Source organism: Enterococcus sp., from assembly GCF_022711995.1.
Classification (GTDB): Bacteria; Bacillota; Bacilli; order Lactobacillales; family Enterococcaceae; genus Enterococcus_D.
The window spans coordinates 15,181-29,060 of record NZ_JALAHI010000058.1 but is presented as its reverse complement, the minus strand read 5'-3'; the positions used below and the strand labels follow the sequence as shown (position 1 = coordinate 29,060).

Below are 13,880 nucleotides of genomic sequence, written 5' to 3'. Positions count from 1 at the left end.
TTTCGACAATCCGAATCAGTAAATTGATGACGCTCAAAATAAAAGACTGACAGGTTGTGGTCCTGTCAGTCTTTTTGTGCTAATTGATTGATGCTTCTTGTTGTCGATCTAAAATACGCAAGAATGGATACCAGATCATACCGACAACTACCACATCAATGACTTGCAGCAAGCCACCTAACCAAGAGTTGGTTGCTAACACACCGCTGGCAATCACTGGTACGGTCCAAGGTACGGAGACACCAGTTGGTGCTGGAACTAGACCAGCTGCCATCACTAAGTAATTAAAGGTTGTCACTACTAAAGGTGCTACTACCCAAGGGATCAAAATCGTTGCATTCAGTACGATGGGCATTCCGAAAATAGCAGGTTCATTGACATTGAAGATACCAGGAGCAAGAGCCAAACGACCAACATCGCGGTATTGTTTTTTCTTCAGGACAAAAGCCATCAAAATCACCACAGCGAGCGTCATGCCAGAACCCCCTAAACCAACGGTGAATGTTTCCATGAATGGTTTTGTCACGATATGAGGCAATGCTTCGCCATTTTGATAGGCTTCCAAATTGTCCAACATCAATGTGTTCCAGATAGGGTCCATGACAGAGTTGACGATGATTTGCCCATGAAGACCAAAAAACCATAAAAACTGAACCAAGAACAGTGCCAATAGTGTAGCTGGCAAGCTACTTCCAAGACCTGTTAGTGGTTTTTGAATCAATTCATAGATCACATCATGAAGGTTCGCATGGAAGACACCGGTCATGATCGCGTTGAGGATCAAAAAGATGGTTAGTGTAACGATTGCTGGTATCAAAGCAGCAAATGATTTGGTGACTGCAGGTGGTACCCCATCAGGCATTTTGATTTGCCAACCGCGTTTTGTGACACGACAATAGATTTCACCGGCCAAGAAAGCAGCGATCATCCCGATGAACATCCCTTTGGCACCTAGTCGATCAAGGGCCAACACACCAGTAACTGTTTCACCGGATTCTGTAGTCATGAAAAATGGCGTTAGAATCAAAAAGCTGGCAAAAGATACAGCGCCTCCAAAAATCCCTTCAACATCATAAGACTTAGACAAATAATAGCCAATACCAAAAGTAACAAAAACGGTCATGATGCTCATTGTTGCATTTTGTCCATTACCAAACAGGGTACTTAGAGTGCCTTTCGTTGCATCATTGAAAAAAGGCAGATTGTTGATAACCACTACGATTGAACCAAACATCGTAATGGGAAAAGAAAGCATGAACGCATCCCGTAAGACAGTGAGGTAGCGGTTTTGCCCTAACGCATTGGCTAGCGGCAAGATTTTTTCAGATATTTTATCCATAAAACCGTTCATTAATAATCACTCCTAATAACTTTTTGCAATCGATTACAACTGATAATGTATCATGTTTTGTTTTAAATGTCTATACATTAGATAATAAAAAGATTGATTTTTGATAGTGGTTCCATTATGATTACGGTATCAAGTATGAATAGGGAGTGTAAAAAAGATGACGTATCAATTTCCAGAAGGATTCTGGTGGGGTTCTGCTGCCAGTGGGCCTCAGACAGAAGGAACTTTTGCAGGAGACAAAAAAGGGCCAAGTATTTGGGATTACTGGTATGAACAAGAACCAGAAAAATTCTTTGACCGTGTAGGACCCGAAAAAACATCCCAAGTCTATAAACGGTACAAAGAAGATATTCAACTGATGAAAGAAACAGGACACAATACCTTTCGGACATCGATTCAGTGGAGTCGTTTGATTCCAGCAGGAACTGGTGAAGTCAATCAAGAGGCTGTAGCTTTTTATCATGATTATTTCGATGAATTGATTGCAAATGGGATCGAACCATTCGTCAACTTGTATCATTTTGATATGCCGATGGCCTTGCAAGAAAAAGGCGGTTGGTTAAGTCGCGAAACAGTGGAGGCTTACGTCGTTTTTGCCAAAACGTGTTTTGAATTGTTTGGTACAAAGGTCAAAAAATGGTTCACTCATAATGAACCAATCGTTCCGATAGAAGGTGGCTATCTCTATCAGTTCCACTATCCAAACGAAATCAACATGAAGCATGCTGTTCAAGCCGGCTTCCATGAAACTCTTGCTAGTGCCAAGGCAATCAAGGAATATCATGCGCTGGAATTGGGTGGAGAGATAGGGATCATCTTGAATCTGACACCTAGCTATCCGAGAGATGAAGCAAACCCGGAAGATGTTAAAGCAGCCCAAATCGCCGATGCCTTCTTCAACCGTTCCTTTTTGGATCCAGCAGTTAAAGGGACATTCCCTGAAGAATTAGTCACGATCATCAAAGAATTAGACATGATACCGGAACATGAAGCAGAAGATTTAGTTATCATCAAAGAAAACACGATTGACTTATTAGGCATCAATTACTATCAGCCTCGTCGTATTATGGCAAAAGAAACACCGATCGACCACACGAATGGTCCATTACCAGATGATTATTTTGATAATTATGATAAACCTGACAAAAAAATGAACCCTTATCGTGGATGGGAGATCTATGAAAAAGGGATTTATGATATCTTGACCACTACCCGTGAGAATTATGGCAATATCAAATGCTATATTTCTGAAAATGGCATGGGGGTTGAAGGGGAAGAACGATTTGTCAACGATGAAGGGATCATTGAGGACGATTATCGAATCGAATTCGTTAAAGAACACTTGAAGTATGTTCATCAAGCGATCCAAGAGGGCACCAACTGTGTTGGCTACCATATGTGGACATGTATGGATAACTGGTCTTGGACGAACGCATATAAAAATCGTTATGGCTTCATTTCCGTTGACTTGAACAATGATGCCAAGCGCACAATTAAAAAATCTGGTCGTTGGTACAAAAAAGTTTCTGACAACAACGGCTTTTAATCCGCACGCAGTGAAGGTTGCTTCACTGCGTTTTTTTCGTTAAAAATGACCTGTCAGTCCCGAAATAAGATTGGGTTTGAATGCATCATGACCAGTTTTGTAATAGAAAAGACTAGACTTATAAATGTAAGCGTGGTATTCTATAGAGGAAATCGGTTTCACTAAATTATAGGATGGTTTTTGAAAGGAGAAAAAAATGAATAAGTTTATCGCGTTTATGGAGAAGCATTTTATTCCGATTGCTTCCAAAATTGGTTCACAACGTCATCTAGTTGCGATTCGTGACGGTTTTATCGTAACGATGCCATTGATGATCTTGGGATCTTTTGGGGTATTGATCAATAATTTGCCTATTCCAGCTTATATTGATTTTATGAATGGTATTTTTGGTGAAGGTACCTGGCAAGCATTTGGCAATAATTTATCTGCAGGGACATTTTCTATTTTAGCTTTACTGATTGCATTCACTGTTTCTTATAACTTGGCTAAGAGCTATGACCAAGATGCATTAGGAGCAGGAGCAATTTCAGTTGCCAGTTTCTTTGCATTAGGTGCAATGGCTACAGATGCGGATGGTTTGTTGACCGCGGCGGGTCTTGGTTCACAAGGATTATTTTTAGCATTGATCGTGGCTATTATTTCTACTGAGATCTTCCGTCGTTTGGCAGGCAATCCTCGTTTAGTGATCAACATGCCTGATGGTGTACCACCTGCAGTTTCTCGTTCTTTTGCAGCGTTGTTCCCAGCAATGATCACCATTTCGATTTTTGCATTGTTCACAGCAATCTTCCAAGCGTTTGGTGTTTCAAGTTTGGTTCTATCATTCTATGAACTTGTTCAACAACCATTTATGGGATTGGCAAACTCTTATCCAGCTGCATTGCTATTAGGGTTTATCTCTGCTTTCCTTTGGTTCTTTGGTTTGCATGGCGCAAATATCATCGATCCATTTATGCAAACGATTAACATTCCAGCGATCGAAGCAAATGCGAAAGCGCTTGAAGCAGGAGACAAATTGCCGTATATTGTAAATAAGCCGTTTTTTGATTCATTTGTTAATATAGGTGGTACCGGTGCAACATTAGGCTTATTGATCGCAATTTTCTTGGTTGCTCGTCATCATAAAGCTTATATGACTGTAGCAAAATTATCATTGGCTCCAGGGGTATTTATGATCAATGAACCAGTGATGTTTGGATTACCAGTCGTGTTGAATCCAATTTTGTTCATACCTTATGTTTTAACACCGCTTGTATTAGTTTCAACTGCCTACTTTGCCACAGCAACAGGACTGGTACCAGCGTGTACCGTCATCGCACCTTGGACAACGCCACCAATCATTGGGGGGATCTTGTCAACACAAAGTATTGCTGGCGGAATCTTAGCTGCAGTTAATTTGATTATCTCGATCGTGATTTATCTTCCATTTGTGAAGATGGCACAGATCCAAGAAAATCGTCGCTTGAAAGAAATGTAACCAATCAATCAAATTGAGGCTGGGACATAAGTCAGACCAAGACGAAACTACCCGAAGGAAAAAAATGGCAATCATGCTGCATTCACTACTAAAAATAGTTCATGCAGCATGATAGGGTAGTCATCTTTGCTGCTTATGTCGCAGTCTTTTTTAATGAATAAGGATGTGAGGTGAATATTGTGCCAAAGTATGTTGAGATAGCAGATGTCCTTCGAAAAAGAATTAAAGATGGTACCTACCCCAAAGAGAGCTTTCTGCCTCATCAAACGGAGCTGGTCAAAGAATTTGGCGTGAGCCGAATGACGATCAAAAATGCCATCAATATTTTGATTATGGAAGGACTGTTGCTTTCGAAACGTGGATCTGGGACGAAAGTATTGAATCATTCTTTCTGGGAACGTGACACTTCTTCTGTAAACGAATACAATGGGCTCAGTTATCAGATGAAAATGCAGAAACGTGATTTGCAAAGTCAGGTAATTGTCTTTGAAGTTTGTTTTCCGGATAGTAGAGTGCAGGAAATGTTGAAGGTAGCTGCGGAAGATCCGGTCTATCATGTGATTCGTCTGCGAATATTAGATGGAGACCCTTATATTTTAGAAAATACGTTTATGCCCATCGATTTAGTGCCAGGTCTAACGAAAGAAATCTTGCATCGATCGGTTTATGCTTATTTGCTGAAAGAATTAAACTACAAATTTGCCGGTGCCTATCGAACATTTCAAGCTGCGAAAAGCGACGCGTACGATCGCCAGTATTTAAAGTGTCAAGCGGATGATCCGGTTTTGGAGTTAGAACAGATCATCTATTTAGAATCAGGAAGACCGATTGATTATTCAAGAAGTCGAAACCGCTATGATGTTCGGGGGTATTCCATGCTAGATATGAAACCAGATCTTTTAAATCACCGGAAAACCTAATGCCAAAGCAATTGTTGCTTTGGTTTTTTTGTTGAAAGAATAGGTTGTTTTCGTATAGATAGTGAGAATCGGGTATACTAGAGTATGAAGCTAGATTAAGCAGCTTTCAATAATTGTTTTAAGGAGTGATAGAAAGTATGAATCTGCTTTTTGCGATTGACGATACATTTGTGGAACAATTAAAAACCACCCTCTATTCAATCTGGCTACATTCATCGGCCAAGCGGTTCGATGTATTTGTTTTGCAAGAGGAAGAACTTATTCAGACAGCTGAGCTGAGACAATTTTGCCAAGGGCTAGAGATGGACTATCACCCAGTGATTATTGGTACCGGATCGATTTTTAAACAAGCCCCAGTCAGTGATCGTTACCCAGAGTCAATCTATTATCGATTATTGGCTCAAAATTATTTACCGAAGGATCTCGATAAAGTTTTATATTTGGATGCTGATATTTTGTGCATCAACGATTTACAGCCATTATATGACTTAATGCTGGAAGATTATCTTTATGCAGCAGCGAGCCATTCAAAATTAACAGAAGTCACGACGGTCATCAATAAAGTCCGTCTCAAAAATTATGAATCAGAAGGTTATTTCAATTCTGGGGTTCTCCTGATGAATTTGGCGCAGTTGCGGCAAGAAGTAAAAGAAAAGGAAATCGCAGCATTTATTCAAAAAAATCAGTTGAATTTATTTTTACCAGACCAAGACATTCTTAATGGGTTGTATGGAGACCGGATTTTGGCTATTCCCGATCAATTGTATAATTATGATGTCAGAAAAAACCGTACCTATGAGACGATCAGTCTGGGACAATGGGATCTGGACTGGGTCATCAACTACACAGTGTTGCTGCATTTTTGCGGCAAAGACAAGCCTTGGAAGAAAGGCTACAAAAGTCGTTACGGCTCACTTTATAAATATATCGCTCAACAGCAAGGCAACTTTAGCAGATCGTTAAACAACTAATGCTAAAATTGCTTAGCGCTCTCTTCTTGTCGAGCATTACTTTTTTGAAATGCTGATAGGAATGATACCATATTAGTAGAAGCTGCTAGAGCAAGCAGCGACCGGTTGCTTGATTCATTGAACCAAGTAGCGGCAGAAATGTGGGGAACGAAAGGGAGCGATAGAAATGAAATTTTTGCTTTGGCTAGGTTGTGTGGTAGGTATCGAGATTACTGGAATCATTTCCAGTTTGTTCGCGGGGGATATTGCTGCGACGTATGCGCAACTGGACAAACCGTTTTTAGCACCACCAGGAGGAATCATTGGTATCGTTTGGACGATCCTCTATGCCTTTATGGGAACAGCTTTATTTTTACTCATCATTGCGAAAGTAAATCCAGCATTTAAGAAACAAGCCTATATCTTCTTTGGTATCCAACAAGTGTTGAATTTTTTGTGGAGTATCGTCTTTTTTGGTTGGAATCTTTATTGGGCAGGAACAGTGGTTATTGTCTTATTGGTATTAGCAGTCATCGTCTGTCTGTTTTTATTTGCCCGAATCGACAAAAGAGCCACCTATCTTTTTATACCCTATCTGATTTGGTGTCTCTATGCAGGGTATTTAACTATCGGATTAACATTGCTAAATAGCTGATAGCAACAAAAAAAAGCAAGCGCAGAAATCTGCGCTTGTTTTTTTATATATACTCTTCTGTCAACTCCATAAAGGTATCGATATCTTGCAAGACCCGATCGATTCCGGCTTGCCAGAAATCAGGTTTTGTCAGATCAACGCCTAAATGTTTTTGGGCCAATTCTTCTGTTGGCATAGAAGCTGTGTCTTGTAATAAAGCAATATATTCTTCTTCAAAACTCGTCCCTTTCTGGTTGGCATAAGCATAGATCCCCATGCTGAAAAGATAGCCAAATGTGTAAGGAAAGTTATAGAAAGGAACATCATCAATAAAGAAATGCAGTTTTGCCGCCCAGAAATGTGGGTGATAGCTAGCTAATCCATCGGCGTAACTTTCTTTTTGGGCAGCCACCATCATTTCTGTGATTTGTTCTGCAGAAACCAGTCCTTTTTGGCGTGCTTGATAAAAACTGTTTTCAAAAATAAAGCGTGCATGGATATTCATGAACATGGCAATGGCATTTTGCATTTTGGCATCTAACAAGTTGATTTTTTCTTCTTTTGTTTTTGCTTCTTTCAATGTTGCATCAGCAACGATTAGTTCGGCAAAGGTACTTGCAGTTTCAGCCACATTCATCGCATAATCCTGGTTAAGCTGCGGCAAGTCCCACAGAACACTACTATGGAAAGCATGGCCTAATTCATGCGCCAAAGTGGCTACCTCATTGACGGAATTACTGTAAGTCATGAAAATACGTGATTCTCTTGTTTCAGGTAAACTGGTACAGTAACCACCAGGACGTTTGCCAGGACGATCTTCTGCTTCGATCCAACTTTTTTCAAAGGCTTCTTGAGCAAAATCAGCCATTTTGGGACTGAATTTTCTAAAGTTTTCCAAAATGAAAGCAGCTGCTTCATCGAAGGTATAGGTACGTTCCTTCATGTCACCTAAAATGATCGGAGCGTCTTGATCTTGCCACTCCATTTTTTCTTTTCCGAATAATTGGGCTTTTCGTGTCAAAAAGTCCACGATTGGTTGTTTGTTCTTCTGGATCGTTCCCCACATTGCATCCAATGTCGCTTTTTGTAGGCGATTATACTCTAGAGGTTCCTTCAGATAGTCATCTACACCGTGCAATTTGTAATTGGAGAGACGGAATCCATCCAGGTGATTCAATGTATCGGCAAATAAATCTTCTTTTTCTCCCCAAGCTTTTTCCCACTCCGCAAATAGTTGAGCACGAACTTCAGGATCTGGGTCACCCATCATTTTGTTGAAGGCTTGACCAGCAGAAAGAGTGATTTTTGTTCCATCCGACTGGGTAAAAGGAATCGCAATTGAAGCCACGATCGTATCATAATGTTGGCTCCATGCATTTAACCCGTCTAAAGAAAGTGTGTTAATAATCGTTTCTTCTGCTTCTGACAAAAGTTCTTTCCCATCGCGGCGAATTTCCTTCAAACGAAAGGCAATAGCAGCGAAAGGCTCTTTTTGCAATAGTGTTTCCCAAGCATCATCAGAAATTTCTGTCAATTTTTTTGAAAAAACCGTTTCGGCAGCTTGTAGAGTAGGTAATTTAGCATAAAGATCGCCAGAAAGCAATTTAGCCTGATTGTCATTGACGTTGGCAGACAATAATGCGTTGATAAAGCTGCTGCACTGAGAAAATCCATTGCTGATCGTTTCGGACAATGACAATAATTCAGCTAATTCCTCTGTTTGAGAGGCATTGTCGGGTTGCCATGCATCGACTTTTGTACGATAAGTTTTGATTTGTGTATCTAGTTGGGCCATTCGTTCTTGCAACTGGACAGATGTACTACCGCCAGAAAAAATTGAATCAAGATCCCAGTTAAGAGAATAAGTCATTTAGGTGTTGCTCCTTTCATTTATCAGATGGTAATAAGTATAGCACACCCTTCGAAAAGTAGTTGCAGAGAATACTGAAAATGGTAAGATTAGAAAATGAGGAGTTGAGATAATGAAAAAAATGTGGAAAGAACCAAATTTTTATTTCACGATTGCGGTAGCTGTGATGGTGGTTTTGTTTATTAGTTCGTCACAAACCTACGAACAACAATCTCAAGTCGGATTGCTTTCTCGCTTGTTAAAAGAAGAGCCGTTAAAAGAATGGTTAAGCAAGTTTGCTTTTTCTTATGCAGGCTCCGAAGTCAGTATTGCCGAAAAAGGTTATTTTTCTTTTGTGGAGTTTTTTATCCGTAAAGGAGCGCACTTCTTTACTTATTTTGTATTAGGCGGCAGCTTGTTTCTCACTTTGGGTTATCGCAAGATTCCCTATTGGCTGGCAGCTTTCTTTGGCTGGTTAGCCGCAACGGGTTATGCTGGAATGGATGAGTACCATCAAATGTTGACTGGTGGCCGGACACCGTTGTTCCAAGATGTCATGCTTGACTCAGCAGGGGCATTGACAGCAGTTTTACTTAGTTGGGGGATTCTTAGTTGGAAAAAAAGAGGTAAGAAAAGAAAATAAGTATAGATTTTAGGAAAAGAACAATGGACAGTCATCAAATAGATAGAGGCGAAAAAGATGCAAGCAGATCATAGGGAAAAAAACAAGGATCAAAAGAGACAACAATCAGATATTGTGGTACATGAAAGCCTACCCGTTGGGGTTGCTTTAGCGATGGCCGGTGGTTTTTTAGATGCATATACCTATCTCTTTCATGGCGAAGTGTTTGCTAGTATGCAGTCAGGGAATGTCATCTTGCTTGGAATCAATCTCGCTTCCGGAGAGTTTCTGCAGGCGGCTCGATATTTGCCACCTATCTTGCTGTTTTTGATAGGAATCATAGTGACCAATGGTTTGCAGCATCATTTTCCAACAGGAGGGAGAATCGTTTGGCAAAATGTCGCACTATTCTTTGAAGCGGTCGGGATTTTTCTGTTAGGAATTTTTGCTCAGACATTGCCTAATGTTTTTGTGGATTCTGGTCTTTCTTTTTTCGCAGCGATCCAGTATGCGTCTTATCGCAGGCTAGCAGGTATGCCTTATGCAACAACAATGACCACGGGTAATTTGCGTTCAATGGCGGATTATCTATACCAACGATTCTTCAAAAAAGATACAACGGTAGATTATAAGATCAAATACATTGCAATGATTATCGGCGGCTTTTTCTTTGGGGCAGTGAGTAGCAGTCTGTTAGGAATGTTTCTTTTTCACCGAACGATTTGGGTCGTTTCTGGAATCTTGCTGTTTGTTCTGACGATAACCATCAAAAATCAGAATCGTTTATAAGAAAAGGACAGAGATGCCATGGCTTCTCTGTCCTTTTTTAGTCTTATTATTAATCGTAGTTAAATGACGATAACAGGTGTGCCTACTTCCACCATGCCATATAGTTCTTTCATCACGCCAGGAGGAGTGTTGACACATCCATGAGAACCGCGGGTCTTCCATAGATCGCCACCATAGGCTGTCTGCCAATCAGAATCATGAATCCCAACCCCGGTCCAATCAATAGGCATCCAGTAGTCAACAGGAGAAGAATAGTCTTCGCCGGTCAATGTAGCATTGCGTTCTTTGTTCCAAACGTAGAATACCCCTGTAGGAGTAGGGGATTTCGGTTTTCCAGAGATGATATCTGTTTCAAGTGCGACGGCACCGTCTTTGTAATACCACATATGCTGGTTTTTTAAATCGACTTCGATATACGTATTTCCAAAGAGTGGGCCACTTGGATCTGCGCTACCTAAAACCACTGGTGAACGAGTAAAGTCTTCCCCTTTCTTTAGGGCATCGATCAATGCGCTTGTTTCTGAGTCGGTTTGGATGGTCCAGCTTAGTGTTCCAGCGGGTACTGAAACTTCCCCTTGTTTTGTACTGTTGAAAGTAGAAGGGTTCGTACTTGTATTGTATTGGTTTCCTAATTCTGTTACATAATTTCTTACTTTTTCTTCGTCGATCGTGGTTTTCCCATCTTTATAGGAAAGCCAATCCATGATTGTAGTCCTTGGAATCTGGAAAGTGGAACCATTGATGGAATAATTGGCATTCACTTGAGCAATTTTATTCAAGGAATCCATTTCCTTTGCCAACTCTTTATCATCAGAAGTAACGCTAGGTTTCTTTTGATATGCAGTCAAATCCAATTCACTTTTTCCACTGGTAATCGCTTTTTGCAAATCTGTGATGGTTTGATCCACATCAATAGCATCACCAACAACTTCCGGTTCAATTGAAAAGCCATCGTCCCCTTTTTTTAAGGTAGCATCTTTTGAAACGGTTCGTCCTTCATTCAGACTTTCCAAAGCCTCTTTAATCGTGGCTGTTTCACTGGTCAATTTTTGTTGATCCACAGAAACGGTGCCTAGTTTTTTATCTTCTGCAGCAGAAACATAAGCCATTCCCCATGTCCACTGATTTTGTTCGTCTTTCAAAGCTTTCAATTCTTTTGTGAAGTCCGTCTGCAAACCAAATTGAGCCAAATTAATGGATTTCCACTCTGTAGCGCCTTCTTTAATGGTAAAAGACTGTTTGCTGTAACGGTCATGCAACAGGTCATTGGCTTCAGAAACGGTTTTATTACTAATATCTAGATTGTCGATTGTAGTATTGGGTAAGAACCGGTCCTGATAATATGTACTCCGATAAGTGTAGCCGCCCGCAATCACCACGAGAATAGCAGCGATAGCAATCAGTACAATCTTTTTTGTTTTAGCCTGATTATGTGTGTGTTTGTTGGATCGTGTCATTTAAAGGCTCCTTTTATGATGATTTAAAAATGAGAGATCGGCTAAATCATACCATACTATGGTGAAAAAGCGAATTGATTCAGTGAAAGTTCCATGGAAAAATAGAAAATTCTTAAATTGTAAAGCAGGTTATGTTCTCTGACCGTAATACAAACATCAGAAAAGGACTGCGCCATAAGTCTCCTACAAGTAACACTATCCGAACAATATATCTTATTGCTCCTGCGGTGCAGGGATTCCTCGTCGCAAAAGTCAGAGGAATCTATCGCAATAGACTATAATTCGGTTTAACTTGTTGGATGATGACTTATGGCACAGTCCTTTTTCATCATATTGGTCGCAGCAGATTGCTACAACAGATTTTGCCCTATCTTACACCTTAAGTAGTCAAGAAAGGGGCAAGAGCAATGCTTTATTGATTGTCTTCAGCATCTAGTTTCGCAAAGGCTTCATTTAGAATGTCTTTCAATTGTTTTGCAGAAGCGGTCATCCGGTCTTGCTCTCCATCCGTCAATGGGATTTCGATGACTTTTTGGATTCCTTGAGCATTGATGATAGCAGGGGCACCAATATAAATATCTTTTAAGCCATATTCGCCATTCATAAAGACAGATAGCGGTAATACAGCATTTTCATCATCTAAAATGGCACGAGTGATCCGGGCTAATGCTACAGCGATTCCATAGAAAGTAGCGCCTTTTTTCTCAATGATAGAGTAGGCAGCATCACGAACGCTGAAGAACAAGTTGACCATGGCTTCTTCATCAATGTCTGGGTTGTTTTTGACCCATTCATAAATCTGTAATCCCGCCACGTTAGCATGAGACCAAACAGGGAATTCTGAATCCCCATGTTCTCCTAAAATGTAGGCATGGACATTCCGTGCATCCACATCGATCAATTCTGCCAATGCTTGACGGAAACGTGCAGAGTCTAATGAGGTTCCTGAACCGATTACCCGCTCTTTTGGAAAACCAGAAAACTTCCATGTGGAGTAGGTAAGGATATCTACTGGGTTGGCAGCGACAAGGAAGATACCGTTAAATCCTGAATCTACGATTTGTGTTACTACTTCGCGATTGATTTTCAAGTTTTTGTGAACTAAATCTAGGCGAGTTTCACCGGGCTTTTGTGGGGCACCAGCTGTGATCACTACTAAATCGGCATCGTGGGCATCGGCATAAGTAGCAGCATAGATTTTTTTCGGAGAGGTAAAGGCTAATGCATGAGATAAATCAATAGCATCTCCTTCAGTTTTAGCTGTATTTATATCAATAATCCCTATTTCTTGAGCAATATTTTGAGTGACTAACGCAAATGCATAACTGGAACCAACCGCACCGTCTCCAACAAGGATAATCTTTTGGTGATCTTTTTTATTTGTCTTAGCAGTCATCTGTGTATCATTCCTTCCGCATATTTGTTTTACTAGGTAGTATCCTAACACTTTCAAGTGATTTTGTCATGTGATTCGCTCAACAATGATACAGAAATTTTTGCTGTTTTACTTGTAAATGCTTTCTTAGTTGTCCCGTAGGAAGCATGACAAATCAAGGTTTCTAATGAATTTTTTAAGAAAGAGAAATTCTGAGCAAAGGAAAGACACAGCAACAGTCCGTTATGTGTTATAATCGTAGTGAATGATTTTACTGGGCAGAACTATCGTGCCCAGTATTTTGTGATGGTAATTTTTTGAAAAAATGGAGCGGATCAAAAAATGAAAATGATTATAGGTCTGGGAAATCCAGGTAGAAAATACGAAAAAACAAAACACAACGTTGGCTTTATGGTAGTCGATTCGTTAGCAGAAAAGTACCAAGCAACGTTTAAATCGTCAGCCTTCGAAGCGGAAGTCGCTGAATTCTTTATTGATGGTGAAAAAATCATGCTAGTCAAACCGCAAACATTCATGAATGAATCTGGCCGGGCAGTAGGCCCGTTGATGACCTATTATGGGGTTTATCCTGAAGAAATCGTGGTGGTCTATGATGATCTTGATTTAGCACTGGGTAAAATTCGTTTGCGTCAAAAAGGCAGTGCCGGGGGACACAATGGCATGAAGAGCCTGATTTCCCATCTTGGTACGTCTGTATTTAATCGTATCAAAATAGGGATCGATCGGCCGCAAGTGGGACGGACAGTTGTCGATCACGTTTTAAGTCCCTTTGCGAAAGAAGATCAGCCGATTATTTTGCAAAGCTTGGATAAAGCTGTTGCGGCAAGTGTCGATTACTTGACCACCGGTGATTTTCTTGCCACAATGAATCGATTTAACTAAGGAGGCC

The 13,880-nt window shown here is 40.4% G+C and carries 12 protein-coding genes; 8 read left to right on the top strand and 4 right to left on the bottom strand.

The window, feature by feature from the left end; genetic code table 11:
• Positions 1 to 79: 79 nt before the first annotated feature.
• Entirely contained in the window at positions 80 to 1,351 is a 1,272-nt protein-coding gene (celB, locus tag Q0A12_RS05775) for a PTS cellobiose transporter subunit IIC (RefSeq protein ID WP_291291709.1), read from the bottom strand.
• Positions 1,352 to 1,508: 157 nt separating this feature from the next.
• Between celB and Q0A12_RS05770 the strand changes: the two genes are divergently transcribed.
• The 5 genes from Q0A12_RS05770 to Q0A12_RS05750 all read left to right on the top strand — a co-directional run bounded on the left by Q0A12_RS05770 (position 1,509) and on the right by Q0A12_RS05750 (position 6,899).
• Complete coding sequence (locus tag Q0A12_RS05770; RefSeq protein ID WP_291291708.1) at positions 1,509 to 2,897, top strand: glycoside hydrolase family 1 protein; 1,389 nt, start codon at positions 1,509 to 1,511, stop codon at positions 2,895 to 2,897.
• Between the two features lie 196 nt (positions 2,898 to 3,093).
• Positions 3,094 to 4,374 (top strand): PTS sugar transporter subunit IIC, encoded by a 1,281-nt coding sequence (locus Q0A12_RS05765; RefSeq protein ID WP_291291707.1) that lies wholly within the window; start codon positions 3,094 to 3,096, stop codon positions 4,372 to 4,374.
• A gap of 179 nt (positions 4,375 to 4,553) precedes the next feature.
• Positions 4,554 to 5,294 (top strand): GntR family transcriptional regulator, encoded by a 741-nt coding sequence (locus tag Q0A12_RS05760; protein ID WP_291291706.1) that lies wholly within the window; start codon positions 4,554 to 4,556, stop codon positions 5,292 to 5,294.
• Positions 5,295 to 5,431: 137 nt separating this feature from the next.
• Complete coding sequence (locus tag Q0A12_RS05755) at positions 5,432 to 6,265, top strand: glycosyltransferase family 8 protein (RefSeq protein ID WP_291291705.1); 834 nt, start codon at positions 5,432 to 5,434, stop codon at positions 6,263 to 6,265.
• 166 nt (positions 6,266 to 6,431) lie between these two features.
• Positions 6,432 to 6,899 (top strand): TspO/MBR family protein, encoded by a 468-nt coding sequence (locus Q0A12_RS05750; RefSeq protein ID WP_291291704.1) that lies wholly within the window; start codon positions 6,432 to 6,434, stop codon positions 6,897 to 6,899.
• A gap of 43 nt (positions 6,900 to 6,942) precedes the next feature.
• Here Q0A12_RS05750 and Q0A12_RS05745 read toward each other — a convergent pair whose 3' ends face one another.
• A complete protein-coding gene (locus tag Q0A12_RS05745) occupies positions 6,943 to 8,748 on the bottom strand; it encodes a M3 family oligoendopeptidase (RefSeq protein WP_291291703.1) in 1,806 nt (601 codons plus the stop codon).
• 112 nt (positions 8,749 to 8,860) lie between these two features.
• On the opposite strand from Q0A12_RS05745, the gene Q0A12_RS05740 reads away from it, so the two are divergent.
• Positions 8,861 to 9,370: a VanZ family protein gene (locus tag Q0A12_RS05740; RefSeq protein WP_291291702.1), complete on the top strand. Its 510-nt coding sequence runs from the start codon at positions 8,861 to 8,863 to the stop codon at positions 9,368 to 9,370.
• Between the two features lie 57 nt (positions 9,371 to 9,427).
• Complete coding sequence (locus tag Q0A12_RS05735; RefSeq protein ID WP_291291701.1) at positions 9,428 to 10,138, top strand: YoaK family protein; 711 nt, start codon at positions 9,428 to 9,430, stop codon at positions 10,136 to 10,138.
• A gap of 59 nt (positions 10,139 to 10,197) precedes the next feature.
• Here Q0A12_RS05735 and Q0A12_RS05730 read toward each other — a convergent pair whose 3' ends face one another.
• Positions 10,198 to 11,595, bottom strand: coding sequence for a L,D-transpeptidase family protein (locus tag Q0A12_RS05730; RefSeq protein WP_291291700.1), 1,398 nt, complete (start codon positions 11,593 to 11,595; stop codon positions 10,198 to 10,200).
• Positions 11,596 to 12,007: 412 nt separating this feature from the next.
• Entirely contained in the window at positions 12,008 to 12,991 is a 984-nt protein-coding gene (locus tag Q0A12_RS05725) for an L-lactate dehydrogenase (protein ID WP_291291699.1), read from the bottom strand.
• A 321-nt stretch (positions 12,992 to 13,312) separates the two neighbouring features.
• On the opposite strand from Q0A12_RS05725, the gene pth reads away from it, so the two are divergent.
• A complete protein-coding gene (pth, locus tag Q0A12_RS05720; protein ID WP_291291698.1) occupies positions 13,313 to 13,873 on the top strand; it encodes an aminoacyl-tRNA hydrolase in 561 nt (186 codons plus the stop codon).
• Positions 13,874 to 13,880: the final 7 nt, after the last annotated feature.